The sequence below is a fragment of the Mycobacterium sp. genome, assembly GCF_044223235.1.
Classification (GTDB): domain Bacteria; phylum Actinomycetota; class Actinomycetes; order Mycobacteriales; family Mycobacteriaceae; genus Mycobacterium.
Genome location: NZ_JBGAME010000008.1, coordinates 71741 through 90656, shown reverse-complemented (window position 1 = coordinate 90656; position 18916 = coordinate 71741). Strand labels below are relative to the sequence as shown.

Below are 18916 nucleotides of genomic sequence, written 5' to 3'. Positions count from 1 at the left end.
AGGTGACAATCGCGATGCCCGCGGACTCATGGCCACAGCCGTGGCCGAAAAGACCCGATCCGGGAGGTAACCGTTGACCAAACTCGCACTGCATCCCGTTGTCCGCGACGTCACCGAGCGGATCAGGGTACGGAGCGCCCAGACGCGGCAACGGTATCTCGAACGGATCGACCAGGCCGCCCGCCGCCGGCCCGCCCGGCTGGACCTGGGCTGCGCCAACCTCGCCCATGGTTTCGCGGCGTGTGAACCAATCGCCAAGGACGATCTGCGCGGCACCATCAAGCCCAACGTCGCGATCGTGTCGTCCTACAACGACATGCTCTCGGCCCACCAGCCGTACGAAACGTTCCCGCGCGCGATCAAGGAGACGGTGGCCGCGGCCGGGGGCGTGGCGCAGTTCGCCGGTGGAGTGCCGGCCATGTGTGACGGGGTTACACAGGGGCATCCCGGGATGGAGCTGTCACTCTTCAGCCGGGACGTGATCGCCATGGCGACCGCGGTGGCACTGTCGCACGAGATGTTCGATGGCGCGCTGTTGCTCGGTATCTGCGACAAGATCGTGCCGGGCCTGCTCATGGGTGGTCTGGCATTCGGTCACCTGCCGATCGTGCTCGTCCCGGGCGGTCCGATGACCTCGGGACTGTCCAATAGCGAGAAGAGCCGGGTCCGCCAGCTCTACGCCGAGGGCAAGGTCGGCCGCGCGGAGCTGCTGGCCGCGGAGTCCGCCTCCTACCACGGCCCAGGCACGTGCACGTTCTACGGCACGGCCAACTCGAACCAGATGATCGTCGAGATCATGGGTCTGCATCTGCCGGGCGCGAGTTTTGTGAACCCCGGTACGCCGCTGCGGGCGGCGCTGACCGCGGCCGCAGCCCGGCGCGTCACCGAGCTGACCGCCACCGGTCCCGCTTATACCCCGATGGGTCGGATCGTCGACGAGAAAGCGATCGTCAATGCCGTCGTCGGGTTGCATGCAACGGGCGGATCAACAAATCACACCCTGCACCTCGTCGCGGTGGCCGCGGCTGCCGGAATCCAGCTCAGCTGGGACGACTTCTCGGATCTGTCCGAAGTGGTTCCGCTACTGGCGCGCGTGTATCCGAACGGCACGGCTGATGTGAACCACTTTCAGGCGGCCGGTGGGATGGCGTTCGTCATCGGTCAGCTGCTCGACGGCGGCCTGCTGCACGAAGATGTGCACACCGTGGCCGGCGACGGTCTGAGCCGCTACCGGCAGGAGCCGTTTCTGGGAGCGGACGGTTCACTGGGTTGGCGACCCGGACCTGCCGAAAGCCTCGACTCGCAGGTGCTGCGCCCGATCGACGACCCCTTCACCGCCGACGGCGGCCTGTGCGTTCTGCGAGGCAACCTCGGCCGCGCGGTCATCAAGGTATCGGCGGTGGCGCCGTCGCATCGGGTGGTCACGGCGCCGGCTCGGGTGTTCGACGACCAGGCGCAAGTCGTGCAGGCGTTCGCCAGCGGCGAATTGGAACGCGACGTCGTCGTCGTCATGCGCTACCAGGGTCCGCGGGCCAACGGGATGCCCGAGCTACACAAGCTCACGCCGCTGCTGGGCGTGTTGCAGGACCGCGGGCACCGCGTCGCGCTGATCACCGACGGCCGCATGTCCGGCGCCTCCGGCAAGATCCCCGCAGCGATTCACCTCACTCCCGAGTGCGCCGTCGGCGGCCCCCTCACCCGCGTGCGCGACGGCGACTGGATCCGCCTCGACAGCGAGGCCGGGACACTTCACGTCGAGCTGACCGATGCCGAGCTGCTCAGCCGCGCAGGCTCGGGCGCGCCGCTCAGCGACGACGACTGGGTCGGCACCGGCCGGGAACTGTTCAACGTCTTCCGCCATGCGGTGGGCGGCGCCGACACCGGCGCGGCGGTTTTCGGGCTGCCCGCCGCATCACCCCTGGACCGGCAGCCGCCGGTTTCCGTTCCCACGTCCGCCGGAGGTTAGACCCGTGGCCGCATCCAGGCATCACATCGGCGATCTGCTCAACCGCGCCCCGGTGATCCCCGTCATCGTCATCGACGACGAGGCCGTCGCGGTGCCGCTGGCGCAGGCCCTCGTCGCGGGCGGGCTGACAGTCCTCGAGGTCACCCTGCGCACCAAATGCGCCCTCGCGTCGATCAAACACATCGCGGACGAGGTGCCGGACGCGGTCGTCGGCGCCGGCACGATATTGACCCCGGCGGACGTTGCGGCATCCGTCGAGGCCGGCGCCGAGTTCCTGGTGAGCCCCGGTTCCACACCGGCCGTGCTCGACGCCATGCTCGACAGTGGCGCCGCCCCCTTACCCGGTGCCGCGACCGCGTCGGAGGTCATGGTGTTCCTCGACCGTGGATTGGGACACGGCAAGTTCTTCCCCGCCAAACCGGCCGGCGGGATCCCCTACCTCAAGGCGCTTGCGGGACCGATACCGGACTTCCGGTTCTGTCCGACCGGGGGCATCGACGCGACCGATGCCCCGGACTTTCTCGCCCTACCCAACGTCGCCTGCGTCGGGGGCTCGTGGATCACCCCGAAGGACGCCGTGGCCAACGGCGACTGGGCCAGGATCGAGACGCTTGCCCGCGAGGCCGCGAAACTTCGCCCAGCCTAGGCAACCCCACGGTTCCGCCCAACCATGAAAGTGCGGTAAACACCATGGCCGACGACACCGAACAACAACCGGGCAACGCCGCCACCGACGGGGAACAGCCAGACCCGCCCGATCCCAGCGATAGCGGATTGCTGGTTACACTGCGCACCGATCTGTCCGACCAGGACGCCGAAGCCGTGGCCCAGTCCATCGCGGGGGTGCCTGGGGTCGTCGCAGTTCGACGCTACGTCGCAGACACCAGCAGCCGCGCCGCGGTCGAACTCAACGATTCCAAGTGGCGGGAGAGCATCATCCATCTGCTGGACGACGAAGGCGTCTGACAGTTTTCGGCGCGTTCGTGGACTGCCGGCTCACAGCGTCGCCGGGCGCAGCACCACCACCGACTTCGTGCGGGCGGGCCCGTCGGTCAGCAGCGCGATGACGCTGCCGTCGGGCGCCGCTGCCGCATAGGTGCCGCCGATGCCCGCAGGCGCCAGCGGCCTGCCGTGCCGGGTGTCCTCGGCCTCCTGCTCGGTCAGGTCGCGGCGCGCGAACGCCAGCAGGCAGGCCTGATCGAGGGAGTAACTCAGCCGCGGACAGGCGGCCAGGTCGTCGAGCGGGTGGGACTCGTCGAGCCCGAAGGGGCCGACCCGGGTGCGGCGCAGCGCGGTGAGGTGCCCGCCGACGCCCAGCGCGGATCCGAGGTCGCGGGCCAGCGCCCGGATGTAGGTGCCCGAGGAACACGCCACGTCGACGTCCACGTCCAGAACATCGGGCTGGCGGCGGATGGCCAGCACGTCGAACCGGTCGATGCGGACCCGGCGCGCCGCAAGCTCGACCGCCTGCCCCTCCCTGGCCAGGCGATAGGCACGTTGACCGCCGACCTTGATCGCGCTCACCGCCGACGGCACCTGGTCGATCTCACCGCGCAGCGCGGCCACCGCCGCGGCGAGGTTGCCGTCGGAGACCTCGTCCGCCGGTGCCGACGCGACGATCTCACCCTCGGCGTCGTCGGTGCTGGTGCTCTGGCCGAGCCGGATCGTCGCCCGGTAGTGCTTGTCGGTGAGCGTGAGCAGGCCCAGGATCTTGGTGGCCCTGCCGATGCCGACGACGAGCACACCGGTGGCCATCGGGTCCAGCGTGCCCGCATGGCCGACCTTGCGGGTCGCAAAGATCCTCCGGCACCGGCCGACGACGTCGTGGCTGGTCAGTCCCGGGGGCTTGTCGACGATGACGAGGCCCGCCACGGGGCCGGGGGGTGGGGAGGTCATCGCGGTGTGGGGTGCCCGCTCACAGCACGATCGCGGTCAGCGCGAGCCCGTCGCGCACCGACCACCGCCCTGCCATGGTCCGCAGCGGCGGACCATGTTCGGCGGCCGGGTCGACGAGAATCCGCGAGCTGAACGTCCCGGCCGCGCCGTTCCCGCTGCCCTTGCCGTCGCTGCCGATGCCGTCGCTGCCGTCGATTTCGCCGTCGATCTCCAGGGTGATGTGCGCATCCTCGAATCCGAGCCACCGATGGGTCAGCGGGTACCAGGCCTTGTACGTGGCTTCCTTGGCGCAGAACAGGATCCGGTCCCAGTGCAGTCCGGTGGGCAACAGGCCGATCTCGTGGCGTTCGGCGGGGATGCTGATGGCCCCGAGCACGCCGTCGGGCAGAACGTCGTGCGGCTCGGCGTCGATGCCTACCGCGCGCACCAGGCCACGGCGGGCCACGGCGGCTCCGCGGAACCCCGCGCAGTGGGTCAGGCTGCCGACGACCCCGTCCGGCCAGCAGGGTTCGCCCTTGTCCCCCTTGAGGATCGGCGCCGGGGCGACACCCAGATCGCCCAGCGCCACCCGCGCGCAGTGCCGGACGGTGACGAACTCGTTGCGCCGCTTGGCCACCGCCCGCACGATCAGCGGCTCCTCCTCTGCGAACGCGACCAGCTGCGGCGGATCGTCATACAGCTCGGCGGCGGCGAGATCGGCGGGTTCGCTCGGCAGCACACCGGACAACAACGGCGCGTTGCTCATCGGTTGCGCGACCTGATGCGCTCGACGTTCGCGCGCATCTCCGGGGTGATCTCGAAGTGACCGCCGAACTCGTTGAGGTATCCCGGCGCATATTTCGGGTCGGGCAGGACCTGCCGCAGCCACCGGTAGGGCTTGCGGCGGCGCCATTCCCGCGGGTAGCCCACCGACACCTCTTCGAAGCGCACGCCGTCGTACCAGGTGGTGCGCGGAATGTGCAGATGACCGTAGACCGAGCAGATCGCGTTGTACCTGGTGTGCCAGTCCTTGGTGGCCGTGGTGCCGCACCACAGCGAGAACTCGGGGTAGAACATCGCATCGCAGGGTTCGCGCACCATCGGGAAATGGTTGATCTGGACGGTCGGCATCATCCAGTCGAGATCCTCGAGCCGTTTACGGGTGGACGCGACGCGGTCGCGGCACCACGCGTCGCGGGTGGCATAGGGCTCCGACGACAGCAGGAACTCGTCGGTGCCGACCACGTTGCGTTCCCTGGCCAGCGCCATGCCCTCGGCCTTGGTGGCCGTCCCCGCGGGCAGGAAGGTGTAGTCGTAGAGCAGGAACATCGGGACGATGGTGGCCGGCCCGCCCTCCTCCGTCCACACCGGGTACGGATGTTCGGGGGTCACGACGCCCATCTGGTCGCACATGTCGACGAAGTAGTCGTAGCGGGCCTTGCCGAAGATCTGCATCGGATCGCGGTTGGTGGTCCACAGCTCGTGGTTCCCGGGCACCCAGATGACCTTGGCGAACCGCTTACGCAGCAGATCCAGCGCCCAACGGACCTCGTCGGTGCGCTCACCGACGTCCCCGGCGACGATCAGCCAGTCGTCCGGCGAGTTCGGATGCAGCGACTCGGTGACCGGCTTGTTGCCGGTGTGACCCGTGTGCAGGTCGCTGATCGCCCAGAGGATCGGCCTGCGATCCCTGGGGTAATGCTGGTTCGCCACAACCCGCCAGCCTACTGTGGCGGGGCGCGTTCGCTCGCCCGACAACTGGAACACGTTCTTGTTTGGGCCCGCGGCTTGTGCACTCCAGGACACGGCCGACGAGGGCGAGTGGGTGTGATGGCAGCCAGGGTGCGCCTGGCCGACACGCCGCCCACCCCCGGCGCGCGCACGGGGACTGGCGCCGCATGTGTGTATCGAAGTGTATTGGGCTCAGCCGACCGCCGCGCGCACCCGCCTGGCGATGCCGGCGAGGACGTTGTCGCCGTGGACGGGAACACTCCAGACTGGCTCGATGGGCAACTTCACCCAGCTCTTGCAGCCGGCGAAGTCGGGGGTGCGGGCCAGCCGCACCGGCTGCAGCAGCGGAACGACCTGCACCACCAGCACCGTCAAACGGTGCCTGGGCCGGAAGTCCAATCGGTCGGCCCGCACCGACTCCGCCGTCCAGATATGAAGCGGCGCAATGTCCGCAATGCCCTTGCCGCGCTGCGGGTCGTTCACCTCGATCGCGTCGATCACCCGGGCGCCCGCGCGCACCACCACCGCGTCGTCGGTGCTGTCGGCCTCGGCGGCGGCCACCAGATCGCGGTACTCGGGGCGGACGCGTTCGGCGTGGCTGTGCGCCACCGTCGGGAAGAGCAGAAAGCGCGACGCGGCGACGTCGAAGCGCTTCTCGTGGATGCCGCCCTTACGCAGCAGGATCGTCTGCCCGCCGTCGAGCAGGGCGTGTACCACCGCGCTCCATTCCTTGAGGGCGGGCTGGGTCGCCCGGGAATGGAGCGTTGCGTCCCCTGTGGTCACCGCGCCGCCATCCGTGCTCGCACCTCGGGGCGGCGCAGCGGCGGGATTGTCTTCGGCGGTTGACGACGGGGCGGCAGACCCGCCAGCAGCCGGGCCGTGCTGGCGGTGACCTCGGCGACCGCGGCCTCGAACGCTTCGGCGTTGGCCGGGGAGGGCCGGGTGATGCCGCTGACCTTTCTGACGTACTGCCGAGCAGCGGCCTCGATCTCCTCGGGCGTGGCCTGCGGTTCCAGTCCGCGCAGCTCGGTGATGTTTCGGCACATGGGCGCCAATGTAGGCGCTGACGGCCGCGGCGGCCACCGTCGTAGGCTGCATCGGGTGAACGAGGCCCACGCGTTCTGCGGCAGTGAGGAATGGCGCGCACTGATCCGCGAGGTGATCCTGCCGTGGGCGCTGGACCACACCGACCTCGGCGACGATGTGCTGGAGGTCGGCCCCGGCTACGGCGCGACCACCGATGTGCTCAGCACCATGACCCCGCGGCTGACCTCTGTCGAGATCGACGGCGCGCTGGCCGCCATGCTGCGCGAGCGCTTCCACGACATGCCGTCGGTTCACGTCGTCGACGGTGACGCCACCGATCTTGGTTACCCGGCCCGACGATTCACCGGCGCAGCATGTTTCACCATGCTGCATCATGTCCCGACGGTCGCGCTGCAGGACAAGTTGTTCGCCGAGGTGGCGCGCGTGCTGCGGCCGGGCGCCGCGCTGGTCGCCAGCGACAGCCTCGGCAGCGACGAACTGGCCGCAGCCCACGAGGGCGACACATACAACCCGGTCGATCCCGCGACACTGCCGGCCCGTCTGGCCGCCGCAGGCTTCGGCGACGTCCACGTGAAGACCAGCGAGTTCGGCTGGGCGGCCGTCGCCCGACTCTGAGCGGCAATCCGTCCACCGACGTCTGCGCGAGGCGCGCTCCACTCGCCGGTGTCACGACCGTCAGGCAGAAATCGACGCGTCGATCAGCCCGTCCCGGGCACCAGCCAGCGACCCGAGAACGCCCGCCAGCCGACGAACCCCAGCCGCAGCACCATGAACGTGCTCAGCCCCGACCAGATCCCCAGCAGTCCCCAGCCGAACGCCAGCGACAGCCAGATCAGCGGCAGGAACCCCACCAGAGCGCTGATCAGCGTCGCGTTGCGCATGAACTTCGCGTCACCCGCACCCAGCAGCACCCCATCGAGTGCGAACACGATCCCCGCCACCGGCAGCTGGGCGACCAGGAACCACCACGGAACGCCGATCGCGTCGAGCACGGACCGGTCGTTGGTGAAGACACCGGGAAGCACCGGCGCCCCAACGGCGAACACCGCGGCCAGCACTGTCGCGGCGACCGTCGAGAACACCGTGACCCGCCAGGCCACCGACTTGGCGTGGGCGAGTTCGCCGGCCCCCAGCGCAGCGCCGACCAGGGACTGCGCGGCGATCGCCAGCGAATCCAGCACCAGCGCAAGGAAATTCCACAGCTGCAGCACGACCTGATGGGCGGCGACCGCCGCGGCGCCGAACCGGGCGGCGACGGCACCCGCGGAGACGAAGCATGCCTGGAACGCCAGGGTGCGCAGCAGCAGATCCCGGCCCATCACCAGCTGTGCGCGCAGCACCGCGGGCTGGATCCGCAGCGGCACCCGCTCGACCAGCAGCGCCCGCAGGAACAGCACCGCGGCCAGCCACTGGCCGGCCACGTTGGCCACGGCGGACCCTTCCAGGCCGAGCCGCGGCATGCCGAGCAGGCCGTAGACGAGCAGCGGGCACAACACCCCCGACAGCACGAATCCGGTGACGACGTATCGCAGCGGGCGCACGGTGTCCTGGACGCCGCGCATCCAGCCGTTGCCCGCCAACGACACCAGGATGGCCGGCGCGGCCAGGATCGCGATCCGCAGCCAGGGCAGCGCGGTGTCGGCGATGTCACCAGGACCGGAGATGAGCTTCAGCAACGGGTCAGCGGCGGCCTGCACCGCGATGGCGATCAACAGCCCGAGGCCGAGGGCGAGCCAGGTTGCCTGAACGCCCTCGCCGACCGCGGCGGCCCGGTTACCCGCCCCGAAGTACCGGGCTGAGCGCGCCGTGGTGCCGTAGGACAGGAAGGTCAGCTGCGAGCTGACCACGCTCAGGATCAGCCCACCGACGGCGAGCCCGGCCAGGCTGAGCGCACCGAGCCGGCCCACGATGGCGATGTCGAACAGCAGATAGATGGGTTCGGCGGCCAGCACCCCCAGCGCCGGCAGGGCCAGACCCGCGATGCGCCTACTGGTGACCGGGGCCTGCACACCGTCATCATCCGGGGCGTCAGTCAAGGGCGCTGCGCAGCGCGTGCACTACCTCGTCCACCTCGCCCGACGCGGAGTAGCCGGCCGCGTGCGGATGGCCGCCACCACCGAATGCGGTGGCCACCGGCGCGAGGTTCAGGGACTTGGAGCGCATCGACACCGACCAGTGGCCCGGCTCGATCTCCTTGAAGACGGCGGCCACTTCGGCCTGCTGCGTGGTCCGCACGATGTCGACGACGCTCTCCACCTCTTCGGGCCGGGCATTGGCCCATTCCTGGTGTCCCACAACGGCATACACCAGCCCCCTGCCGCCGGCGGCGTCCGGCAGCAGGGCCGCGGAGGCCAGCACGCGCGACAGCATCGGCAGCCAGGCGAACGGATGGCTGTCCATCAGCGCCCTGCTGACCGACGCGTTGTCCACACCGAGTTCGACCAGCCGCGCCGCCAGCCGGTGCGCGCGTGCGCTGGCCCACCGGAACGATCCGGTGTCGGTGGTCAGCCCGGCGTACACGCAGTGCGCCACCGCGGGGTCGATGGGTTTGTTCCAGGCGTCGAGCACCTCGACGATCAGCATGGTGGTGGAGTCCGCCGACGGATCGACGTAGTTGGCGCTGCCGAACAGCTGATTGGACGCGTGGTGGTCGATGACGAGCACCGCGCGGCCCGCCTCGGCGAGTTCGCGCAGCGACCCCAACCGGTTGACGCTGGGAATGTCCACCGTCACCACCAGGTCGACGTCACGGCGCATCGCGTCGACGTCGACCAGCAGATGCCCGCCCGGCAGCGACTGCAGCGATTCCGGCAGCGTCGCCGGCGCCGCGAACCCGACCTGGACGTCCTTGCCCGCGGCGTCGAGCACCAGAGCCAGTGCCAGCCCGGCGCCGATGGTGTCGGCGTCGGGATACACGTGGCACACCACCCCGACGATGTCGGCGGCGGCAAGCAGTTCGGCCGCTGCGCGGGCGTCGACCCGCGCTCCAACCGCCTCAGTCGTCGGTTCGATCGCGGTCACCGGTGTCCTCAGCGTCAAGCGTGCCCGTGTCCCCGTCGAGCGCACCGGTGTCGTCAGGCTCCCCCGCCCCGTCGCTACGGTACGGGTCCACGTCGCCGGCATGCTTGGCGCCCTGCCTGACCCGTGCCAGATCCGCGTCGGCGGCACGGGCCCGGGCCAGCAGCTCCTCCATCCGGTGGGCCGCGTCGGGCACGGTGTCGCGCAGGAACGCCAGGGTCGGGGTGAACCGCACCCCGATCGCCGCGCCGACCTTCGTGCGCAGCACACCCTTCGCACTCTCCAGCGCCGCCGCCGCGCCCGCATAGTCGGGCTCGTCGGACAGCGACCGCCCGATGACGGTGTAGTAGAGCGTGGCGTCGTGCAGGTCGCCGGTCACCTTCGCGTCGGTGATCGTCACGCCGGCCAGCCGAGGGTCCTTGATCTCGTACTCGATCGCCGAGGCGACGATCGTCGAGATGCGCTTGGCCAGCCTGCGTGCGCGCGCAGGATCCGCCATCTCAGATGCTCTTCGCGCAAGCGCTCATAGGGTGCCTAGACCCGTTCCTTCTCGACCAGCTCGTACGTCTCGACGACGTCGCCCTCCTTGATGTCGGAGTAGCCGACCGTCAGGCCGCACTCGTAACCGTCGCGCACCTCGGTGACGTCATCCTTCTCCCGGCGCAGCGACTGCACCGACAGGTTCTCGGCGACGACGACGTTGTCGCGCAGCAGCCGCGCCTTGGCGTTGCGGCGGATGACACCCGACTGCACGAGGCAGCCCGCGATGTTGCCGAACTTCGACGAGCGGAACACCGCCCTGATCTCGGCGCGACCGAGCTCCTTCTCCTCGTAGACCGGCTTGAGCATGCCCTTCAGCGCGGCCTCGATGTCGTCGATGGCCTGGTAGATCACCGAGTAGTAGCGGATCTCCACACCCTCGCGGTTGGCCAGCTCGGTGGCCTTGCCCTCCGCGCGGACGTTGAACCCGATGATGATCGCGTCCGAGGCCGACGCCAGGTTGACGTTGGTCTCGGTGACGCCACCGACACCGCGGTCGATGACCCGCAGCTCCACCTCGTCGTCGACCTGAATGCCCAGCAGGGCCTCCTCGAGCGCCTCGACCGTACCGGCGTTGTCGCCCTTGAGGATCAGGTTCAGCTGGCTGGTTTCCTTCAGCGCCGAATCCAGGTCCTCCAGGCTGATCCGCTTGCGCGCCCTGGCGGCCAGCGCGTTGCGCTTGCGCGCGCTGCGCCGGTCGGCGATCTGACGGGCGATGCGGTCCTCGTCGACGACCAACAGGTTGTCGCCTGCGCCGGGGACGGATGTGAAGCCGATGACCTGGACGGGCCGCGACGGCAGTGCCGCCTCGACGTCGTCGCCGTGCTCGTCGACCATCCTGCGGACACGGCCGTAGGCGTCGCCCGCCACGATCGAGTCGCCGACCCGCAGTGTGCCGCGCTGGATCAGCACCGTGGCCACCGGGCCGCGGCCGCGGTCCAGGTGCGCCTCGATCGCCACACCCTGAGCCTCCATGTCGGGGTTGGCCCGCAGGTCCAGAGCCGCGTCGGCGGTGAGCAGCACCGCCTCCAGCAGCGCTTCGATGTTGGTGCCGTTCTTGGCCGAGATGTCGACGAACATCGTGTCGCCGCCGTAGTCCTCGGCGACCAGGTTGTACTCGGTGAGCTGTGCCCGGATCTTCTGCGGATCCGCGCCTTCCTTGTCGATCTTGTTGACCGCCACCACGATCGGCACGTCGGCGGCCTGCGCGTGGTTGATGGCCTCCACCGTCTGGGGCATGACACCGTCATCGGCGGCAACCACCAAGATCGCGATGTCGGTGGCCTTCGCACCGCGGGCACGCATAGCGGTGAACGCCTCGTGACCCGGGGTGTCGATGAAGGTGATCGGCCGCTCGTCGCCGTCCAGGTCGACCCCGACCTGGTAGGCGCCGATGTGCTGGGTGATGCCGCCGGCCTCGCCCTCGCGAACGTTGGCCTGTCGGATGGTGTCCAACAGTCGCGTCTTGCCGTGGTCGACGTGACCCATGACGGTGACGACGGGCGGGCGGACCTCGAGGTCCTCCTCGCCGCCCTCGTCCTCGCCGTAGGACAGGTCGAACGACTCCAGCAGCTCTCGGTCCTCGTCCTCCGGGGACACGACCTGCACGACGTAGTTCATCTCGCTGCCGAGCAGCTCGAGGGTCTCGTCACCCACCGACTGCGTGGCGGTCACCATCTCGCCGAGGTTGAACAGCGCCTGGACCAGCGAGGCCGGATTGGCGTCGATCTTCTCGGCGAAGTCGGACAGCGACGCACCACGGGCCAGCCGGATGGTCTCGCCGTTGCCGTGCGGCAACCGCACGCCGCCGACGACCGGGGCCTGCATCGAGTCGTATTCCTGGCGCTTCTGCCGCTTGGACTTGCGGCCCCGCTTCGGGGCGCCACCGGGCCGGCCGAACGCGCCTGCCGCGCCACCGCGCTGACCGGGACGACCGCCACCGCCGCCACCACCGCCACCGGGACGGCCGCGGTAACCGCCGCCGGCACCGCCGCCGGCGGGAGCGCCACCGCCACCGCCTGCGCCTCCGCGATAGTTACCGCCACCCCCACCGGGACGACCGCCCTGGCCTGCACCGGGACGGGGTCCGCCGCCTGGGCCGGGACGCGGTCCGCCACCGGGCCGCGGGGGCCGGGGGCCTCCGGGGCGCGGCGGCATGTTGCCGGGCGTGACGCCGGGGCGGGGTCCGCCACCGGGCCGGGGTGCGCCAGAGGGTCCTGCGCCGGGCCGGGGGCCTTGTGGCCGGGGTATCGGCCGCTCGGTGGGCTGCTGCGAGGAGAACGGGTTGTTGCCGACGCGCGGGGTGCGCGGTGCGGGCTTCGGGCCGCCGGGTACCGGTCCCGGCCGCGGGCCGGGAGTCGCCCCCGGAGTCGGGCCGGGACGCGCCGGAGCGGGCGTCGGGGCCGAGGATGCCGCGGGAGCAGGAGCCGCAGGCGCCGCGGGTGTGCGCGCAGCGGGCGGGGCCGGTGTGCGCGCTGCGGGCGCGGCCGGCGCAGCGGGCGTGGGGGGAGCCACCGGCGGGGCCGGCGGGGTCGGCGGGGTCGGCTTGGGAGCCGACGGCCTTGGCCCCGGACGCGCGGCGGTCGCCGGGCCTGCGGCGGCCACCCTGGCGGCGCCAGCCGCGCCGTTGCCCCCGGACCGCACCTTGTCGGACGAGGATTTCGCCCCGAATGTCTCGCGCAACCGCCGAGCGACGGGCGCCTCCACCGTCGATGAAGCGGATTTGACGAACTCGCCCTGCTCTTTCAGCGTTGCGAGAAGTTCCTTACTTGTGACACCGAGTTCCTTGGCTAACTCGTGTACACGGGCCTTACCTGCCACTACATCTCCTGTCTAGGAGGCGACAGCGGTGGTCGGCGCCGCGCCTCGGTTAGCTATGACGCATGGTCATCGGGACTTCACGGTGTGCTCATGTTCTTCGCTACCTGTTCTCTTGCCGCGGTGGGCCGACCGCCCGAGATGACCTCGATATGGTCGGTCACCCCGGAGATGTCCGGTGAACCGGTGATTCGCAACGCTCGTGCGAACGCTCGCCGCCGCACTGCCGCCTGGAGGCACTGCCGGTCGAGATGCAACCACGCACCCCGCCCCGGCAGACGACTGGCCACATCAACGGTAACGGCGCATTGACCGTTCCCGCCGCACACGGCGACCACTCGAAGCAGTTCGACGGCCAGCTCTCGCTTCCGGCACCCGATACACGTCCGCACAGGTCCGGCCGATGGGCCGGGGGTGCGTCGATGCTCCGGAGCCGGAGTCTCGCGCTGGATCACGGCTCAGTCTACCGTCACCCCCGTCGCGAATTGAAACTCGGCTACCTCACCTGTCGATCGTGCATCGGCCCGTGCGCGGCGTCGCGCCCGGAAGGGGCCTGACCTGCGGGTGCCGAGTCACTGCGGATGTCGATGCGCCAGCCGGTCAACCTGGCTGCCAGCCGGGCGTTCTGGCCCTCCTTGCCGATGGCGAGCGACAGCTGGAAGTCGGGGACGACGACGCGGGCCGCCCGAGCATGTTCGTCGATGACCGACACCGACACCACCTTGGCCGGGGACAGCGCGTTGGCGACGAAGCGCGCCGGGTCCTCGTCGTAATCGATGATGTCGATCTTCTCGCCGGACAGTTCGCTCATCACGTTGCGTACCCGCTGACCCATCGGCCCGATACAGGCACCCTTGGCGTTCAGTCCCGGCACTCGCGAGGTGACCGCGATCTTCGAGCGGTGCCCGGCCTCGCGGGCTACCGCAATGATCTCGACGGATCCGTCGGCGATCTCGGGGACCTCCAGCGAGAACAGCTTGCGGACCAGGTTGGGATGCGTGCGGGACAGCGTGATCAACGGTTCCCTGGCGCCCCGGGTGACACCGACGACGTAGCAGCGCAGGCGGTCGCCATGCTCGTACTGTTCGCCGGGGACCTGCTCGGCAGCCGGGATGACGCCCTCCGAGCCCTTGGTCTCGCTGCCCATCCGCACCACCACCAGGCCGCGGGCGTTGGCCCGGGCGTCGCGCTGGATCACGCCGCCCACGATGTCGCCCTCCCGCGCCGAGAACTCGCCATAGTTCTTCTCGTTCTCGGCGTCGCGCAGGCGCTGCAGGATGACCTGTCGAGCGGTGGTGGCCGCGATACGGCCGAAGCCCTCTGGGGTGTCGTCCCATTCATGGATGAGGTTGCCGTCGGTGTCGGTCTGGCGGGCGAGCACCTTCACCACGCCGGTCTTGCGGTCGATGTCGATGCGGGCGTCGGCCTCATGGCCCTCTGTGTGCCGGTAGGCGGTCAGCAACGCCGATTTGATGGTGTCGACGACGACATCCACCGAGATGCCCTTGTCGGCCTCGATGGCGTGCAGCGCTGCCATGTCGATGTTCACGATCCGGCCTCCTTTCCGAACTGGCCGGCGAGTTCCAGCTCCCGCTGATTCGGAGGCGAAAATTCAACCTGCACAACGGCTTTCGCGATCTCACTCAGCGGCAGCTCACGGAGTGTGTAGTCGGCACGCGCACCTTCGCGAACGACGAGTGCCACGGTGCCGTCGCGGGTCTCGCCCAGCCGGCCGGTCAACTGCGATCCGTCGGACAGTGTCACCTCGACCCGGCGTCCGCGCGCACGCCGGTAGTGCTTCTCACTTGTCAGCGGACGGTCCACCCCGCGGCTGGTGACCTCCAGGACATAAGGGACGCCGCGGCCGGGGGCCGAGTCGACGCCATCGAGCAGGTCGGATGCCGACCGGGAAAGCGTAGCGATCGAATCCAGATCAAGGCCCTGTTCGCCGTCGGCGACGACGGTGATGCGCGGAGGTCGCGCTGAGGCATCGATGACGACGTCCTCGATCTCATAGCCGGCGCGGGTGAACTCGCCGTCAAGTAGCTCGATGACCTGCTGCTGCGACGGCAATCCCGCAGACCGCGAGCTGGGATCCGGTGCCACGGCGAGCTCCTCATCTTGAGTTGTCCTGACATGATTCCCGCAGGTGCGCCCCGCGGAATCGAGTATCCACGATACGCCAGGCCAGCCGCCGTCAACGGCAAACCGGCTCCGGGCCCGACGCCCGGCGCTTCCCGGCGTGGCAATGGCAGGATGTTGCTCGTGCCGAGCCGTCCCGTCCTGAGCAGGCGACGCGTGCTGGCCGCAACGGCGACCTTGGCGCTGGTGGGCTCGGGGGCGCTGGCGTGCGGCAAGCCACCACCGCCCCCGGAGGTCGACGAGCTGCGCGCTCAGGTCGACCGGGCACGTGCCGACAGCCTGTTGGCCAGTGACGCCGCCACCCGAGCACGTCCCCCGCAGGCCAGGGCACTGACGGAGGTGGCATCGGAACGCACCGCACACGCCCGCGCCCTGACCGACGAACTCGCCCGGATCCTCGGGCCGGAAGCGTCTGAGGGGACCGAGACATCCACCGCCGGGTCCTCGCCTGCGACCACGAGCGGCACGGCTCAGGCCGCCGCTCCCCCGACCACTCGGGATGTCATCGCGGCCCTGCGCAGGTCCGCGGACAGCGCCGCGGACCTTGCCGTCGGCTACTCGGGGTATCGCGCCGGCCTGCTCGGGTCGATATCGGCGGCGTGCGCGGCGGCCTACCTGGTGGCGCTGGCCCCGCCGGGGGCGCCATGACCTCGACCGAGCCTCCCGGCCCCACGCGGCCGGCCGACCCGGACGACGCCGCGCTATACGACGCCGTCGTCACCGAACACGCCGTCATCTACGGCTACGGCTTCGTGTCGGCGCACACCACACCCGACCGCAACGAGCTGGTCTCGTCGACGCTGGCGCAGCACCGCACGCGCCGGGAGGAGGCGATCGCGATGCTCGACGCGCGTGGGGTCACCGCGCCGCTGCCCGCCGCGGGTTACCAGTTGCCGATCAAGGTCGTCACCCCGATCGACGCCGCCAAGCTGGCGGTGCGGATGGAGAAGGACTCCGCGGTGGCTTGGCGGGCCGTCCTCGAGCAGGCGGCGACCGACGAGACGCGGAAATTCGCGCTCACCGCGCTGACCGCGAGTGCGCTCAGCGCGGCCCGCTGGAGTCAGGTCCTGGAGATCTGGCCGATCACCGTGGCCTTCCCCGGCGGAACGGAGTAATACTCCCGGCGCGAGGGCCCACCTTCCTCGACACTTTCCTCGACACTTTCCTCGGCGAGCAGACGTCAAGTTCCCCGTTTCCGCGGCGATTTTGGGCAGTTTGCGACTGTTCGCGGCGGGAAGGGTGGGCAGTGGGTGGGGAGGTTCGGCGCCCGGATGGCTAAGGGGTCAGCGCGGCGGCGATGTCCGCCGCGGCGGCGTCCACGGGGATCTCCGTCGTCTCGCCGGAGAACCGGTTGCGGAGCTCGACCACACCGCCCGCCCAGCCGCGGCCGACCACGACGATCCACGGAACACCAAGCAGCTCAGCGTCTTTGAACTTGACCCCGGGAGAAGCCTGCCGATCGTCGAGCAACACCTGCAAGCCGAGCGCGTCGAGTTCGGCGGCCAGCTCGGTAGCCCCGGCGCGCGCCCCGCTGTCCTTGTTGGCGATCACCACGTGCACGTCGAACGGCGACACCGACGCCGGCCAGCGCAGCCCGAGCTCGTCGTGGTGCTGCTCGGCGATCACCGCGACCATCCGGGAAACGCCGATGCCGTAGGAACCCATGGTCAGGCGCACCGGCTTGCCGTCCTCACCGAGCACGTCGGCGGTGAACGCGTCGGTGTACTTGCGGCCCAGCTGGAAGATGTGGCCGATCTCGATGCCGCGGGCCGACACCAGCGGCCCGGCCCCGTCCGGCGAGGGGTCGCCGTCGCGCACCTCGGCGGCCTCGATCGTTCCGTCGGCAGTGAAATCCCGACCGGCGACCAGGCCGACGACATGCCTGCCCGGCTCGTCCGCGCCGGTGATCCACGCCGTCCCGTCCACCACCCGTGGATCGAGGAGAAAGCGAACTCCGTTGGCCAGCAATGCCTTCGGACCGATGTAGCCCTTGACCAAGAACGGGTTGGCCGCGAAGTCGGCCTCGTCGAGCAGCGTGTACTCCGCGGGTTCGAGCGCGGCGCCGAGACGTTTGTCATCGACCTCGCGATCGCCGGGCACCCCGACGGCCAGCAGTTCCCAGTCCCCACCCGGCTGCCGGGTCTTGAGCAGCACGTTCTTCAGCGTGTCGGCGGCGGTGACTTGCCTGTCCGCGAACTGGGGCAGGTCCGCGCCGTTGGCCCAGTCCACCAGCGTGGCGATCGTCGGCGTGCCCGGGGTGTCGTACACCGTGGCCTCGGGTGCGCCGTCGAGCGGTAACGCGTCGGGCACCGCCGTCACCACAGCCTCGACGTTGGCGGCGTAGCCGGACTGCAGGCACCGCACGAAGGTGTCCTCGCCGACCTCACTCTCGGCAAGGAACTCCTCCGACGCGCTGCCCCCCATCGCGCCCGACACCGCCGAGACGATCACGTACTTCACGCCCAGCTTCGCGAAGATCCTTTGATACGCCTCGCGGTGGGCGTGGTAGACGGCCTTGAGGCCGTCATCGTCGACGTCGAAGGAGTACGAGTCCTTCATGATGAACTCACGCCCACGCAGGATCCCCGCGCGCGGCCGCGCCTCGTCGCGGTACTTGGTCTGGATCTGGTACAGAAGTACCGGAAAGTCCTTATAGGAGCTGTACTCCCCCTTCACGGTGAGTGTGAACAGCTCCTCGTGGGTGGGCCCGAGCAGGTAGTCGTTCTTGCGCCGGTCCTGCAGCCGGAACAGGTTGTCGCCGTACTCGGTCCAGCGGCCGGTGGCCTCATAGGGTGCGCGCGGCAGCAATGCCGGGAACCGAATCTCCTGCCCGCCGATGGCGTTCATCTCCGCGCGCACGATGTTCTCGATCTTCTGCAGCACCCGCAGACCCAGCGGCAGCCAGCTGTACAGGCCCGGCCCGATGGGACGGACGTAGCCGGCCCGGATGAGCAGCTTGTGGCTGGGGACCTCGGCATCGGCAGGGTCGTCGCGCAAGGTGCGCAGGAACAGCTCGGACATGCGGGTGATCACAGCCGACCACCTTAGCCTCCGGCACTCAGGCGGTTTCCGCGCGATTGTCGGCGATCAGGAATCCCGATACCGCCAGCGTGCTCGCGGTCACCATCACGACCGCGGTGGACAGGTGTGGGCTCAAGCGCGCCCGCAGTAACTCCACGGCGAGGACCTCGGCCCAGCGCGAACTCGTGTCAGCCCAGCTCCGCCAAGCGGTTGGCCCGGGCATGGGGAGGGTCGCGAGTTGCGGCGCCTACGCCGGACACCGGTGTGGGAACCGGAGCGGATTCGAGTAGTCGACTACTCGGGCGCGACGTCGTAAGCCGGCGAACAATCGCAAGTCTGGGGGGGCGAGACGACGCTTTGGGGGTCGAGATGGACGGACAGATCCTGCAGCTGGAGTTCCGGCGCGGTGACGCGAGCGCCACTCAGTTGCAGAGCGTGGTGGACGAGGTGCTCACCGAGCTGAGCTCGCCGGACAGCGAAGCCGCGCAGGCCGCCCAAGCCGCCGGGCTCGATGTCGGCGATCTGTCCGAGGCTCAGGTTCAGGTGAGAGAGGGACAACAAGGCGTCGAGCCCATCGCGACGACGATTGTCGTCGGCATCGCTGTCAGCATCGGCTCGAAGGTGGCCGAGAGCCTATGGAAGGACGTCCTCTGGCCTCGGATCCGGCGCCGCCTGGGCTGGACAGCGGTCAGGGAGCAGACCTCCGGCTCCGGCGGGAGCCCGTCAGGCGGTGACGAGTCGGGCAGCGGGGCGTCCTGA

General features: G+C 69.8%; 20 protein-coding genes. 7 read left to right on the top strand and 13 right to left on the bottom strand.

The annotated features are described in order from the left end of the window. Nucleotides 1-73: 73 nt before the first annotated feature. Genes edd through ADBZ6K_RS13505 form a run of 3 tightly spaced genes read left to right on the top strand, consistent with a single transcriptional unit; the run spans nt 74 to nt 2932 of the window. A complete protein-coding gene (gene edd, locus ADBZ6K_RS13515; protein ID WP_526347418.1) occupies nt 74-1966 on the top strand; it encodes a phosphogluconate dehydratase in 1893 nt (630 codons plus the stop codon). Nucleotides 1967-1970: 4 nt separating this feature from the next. Further along, nucleotides 1971-2612 (top strand): bifunctional 4-hydroxy-2-oxoglutarate aldolase/2-dehydro-3-deoxy-phosphogluconate aldolase, encoded by a 642-nt coding sequence (locus tag ADBZ6K_RS13510; protein ID WP_526347416.1) that lies wholly within the window; start codon nt 1971-1973, stop codon nt 2610-2612. A gap of 44 nt (nt 2613-2656) precedes the next feature. Further along, complete coding sequence (locus ADBZ6K_RS13505; RefSeq protein WP_526347414.1) at nt 2657-2932, top strand: hypothetical protein; 276 nt, start codon at nt 2657-2659, stop codon at nt 2930-2932. 30 nt (nt 2933-2962) lie between these two features. Here ADBZ6K_RS13505 and truB read toward each other — a convergent pair whose 3' ends face one another. The 5 genes from truB to ADBZ6K_RS13480 form a co-directional block, all read right to left on the bottom strand. After that, on the bottom strand, nt 2963-3862 hold the full coding sequence (truB, locus tag ADBZ6K_RS13500; RefSeq protein WP_526347412.1) for a tRNA pseudouridine(55) synthase TruB: 900 nt from the start codon (nt 3860-3862) through the stop codon (nt 2963-2965). A gap of 19 nt (nt 3863-3881) precedes the next feature. Continuing rightward, nucleotides 3882-4607 (bottom strand): 4'-phosphopantetheinyl transferase PptT, encoded by a 726-nt coding sequence (gene pptT, locus ADBZ6K_RS13495; protein ID WP_526347410.1) that lies wholly within the window; start codon nt 4605-4607, stop codon nt 3882-3884. Continuing rightward, on the bottom strand, nt 4604-5554 hold the full coding sequence (gene pptH, locus ADBZ6K_RS13490; RefSeq protein WP_526347408.1) for an ACP phosphodiesterase PptH: 951 nt from the start codon (nt 5552-5554) through the stop codon (nt 4604-4606). Before pptH ends, pptT begins: the two co-directional genes overlap by 4 nt. Nucleotides 5555-5764: 210 nt before the next feature. Further along, nucleotides 5765-6355, bottom strand: coding sequence for a DUF1802 family protein (locus ADBZ6K_RS13485; protein WP_526347406.1), 591 nt, complete (start codon nt 6353-6355; stop codon nt 5765-5767). Then, a complete protein-coding gene (locus tag ADBZ6K_RS13480) occupies nt 6352-6618 on the bottom strand; it encodes a DUF2277 domain-containing protein (protein WP_526347404.1) in 267 nt (88 codons plus the stop codon). Before ADBZ6K_RS13480 ends, ADBZ6K_RS13485 begins: the two co-directional genes overlap by 4 nt. Before the next feature lie 55 nt (nt 6619-6673). Here ADBZ6K_RS13480 and ADBZ6K_RS13475 point away from each other — a divergent pair, with 55 nt between their 5' ends. Next, nucleotides 6674-7234: a class I SAM-dependent methyltransferase gene (locus ADBZ6K_RS13475; protein WP_526347402.1), complete on the top strand. Its 561-nt coding sequence runs from the start codon at nt 6674-6676 to the stop codon at nt 7232-7234. Between the two features lie 83 nt (nt 7235-7317). Here the strand turns inward: ADBZ6K_RS13475 and ADBZ6K_RS13470 are convergent, their stop codons facing one another. The 7 genes from ADBZ6K_RS13470 to rimP form a co-directional block, all read right to left on the bottom strand. Then, nucleotides 7318-8628, bottom strand: coding sequence for an MATE family efflux transporter (locus ADBZ6K_RS13470; protein ID WP_526347400.1), 1311 nt, complete (start codon nt 8626-8628; stop codon nt 7318-7320). Nucleotides 8629-8647: 19 nt separating this feature from the next. Next, nucleotides 8648-9640: a DHH family phosphoesterase gene (locus ADBZ6K_RS13465; RefSeq protein WP_526347398.1), complete on the bottom strand. Its 993-nt coding sequence runs from the start codon at nt 9638-9640 to the stop codon at nt 8648-8650. Beyond that, entirely contained in the window at nt 9615-10136 is a 522-nt protein-coding gene (rbfA, locus tag ADBZ6K_RS13460; protein WP_526347396.1) for a 30S ribosome-binding factor RbfA, read from the bottom strand. Before rbfA ends, ADBZ6K_RS13465 begins: the two co-directional genes overlap by 26 nt. A 35-nt stretch (nt 10137-10171) precedes the next feature. Further along, nucleotides 10172-12997: a translation initiation factor IF-2 gene (gene infB / locus ADBZ6K_RS13455; protein WP_526347394.1), complete on the bottom strand. Its 2826-nt coding sequence runs from the start codon at nt 12995-12997 to the stop codon at nt 10172-10174. A 77-nt stretch (nt 12998-13074) separates the two neighbouring features. Next, entirely contained in the window at nt 13075-13323 is a 249-nt protein-coding gene (locus ADBZ6K_RS13450; RefSeq protein ID WP_526347566.1) for a DUF448 domain-containing protein, read from the bottom strand. Nucleotides 13324-13490: 167 nt separating this feature from the next. Then, nucleotides 13491-14543, bottom strand: a complete 1053-nt coding sequence (nusA, locus tag ADBZ6K_RS13445) for a transcription termination factor NusA (RefSeq protein ID WP_526347392.1) — start codon at nt 14541-14543, stop codon at nt 13491-13493. Next, the gene (gene rimP, locus ADBZ6K_RS13440; protein WP_526347390.1) at nt 14540-15100 is read right to left on the bottom strand and encodes a ribosome maturation factor RimP; all 561 of its coding nucleotides are present in this window, start codon (nt 15098-15100) and stop codon (nt 14540-14542) included. The genes nusA and rimP overlap by 4 nt, the downstream gene beginning before the upstream one ends. 150 nt (nt 15101-15250) lie before the next feature. Between rimP and ADBZ6K_RS13435 the strand changes: the two genes are divergently transcribed. Both ADBZ6K_RS13435 and ADBZ6K_RS13430 read left to right on the top strand, forming a co-directional pair. Beyond that, nucleotides 15251-15784 (top strand): hypothetical protein, encoded by a 534-nt coding sequence (locus ADBZ6K_RS13435; protein WP_526347388.1) that lies wholly within the window; start codon nt 15251-15253, stop codon nt 15782-15784. Then, entirely contained in the window at nt 15781-16251 is a 471-nt protein-coding gene (locus ADBZ6K_RS13430) for a ferritin-like domain-containing protein (protein ID WP_526347386.1), read from the top strand. The genes ADBZ6K_RS13435 and ADBZ6K_RS13430 overlap by 4 nt, the downstream gene beginning before the upstream one ends. A gap of 160 nt (nt 16252-16411) precedes the next feature. Here ADBZ6K_RS13430 and ADBZ6K_RS13425 read toward each other — a convergent pair whose 3' ends face one another. Continuing rightward, nucleotides 16412-18169 carry a proline--tRNA ligase gene (locus tag ADBZ6K_RS13425; RefSeq protein ID WP_526347384.1) on the bottom strand — a complete coding sequence of 586 codons (1758 nt, stop codon included), beginning with the start codon at nt 18167-18169 and terminating at the stop codon, nt 16412-16414. Between the two features lie 357 nt (nt 18170-18526). Between ADBZ6K_RS13425 and ADBZ6K_RS13420 the strand changes: the two genes are divergently transcribed. Next, entirely contained in the window at nt 18527-18916 is a 390-nt protein-coding gene (locus ADBZ6K_RS13420; RefSeq protein WP_526347382.1) for a hypothetical protein, read from the top strand.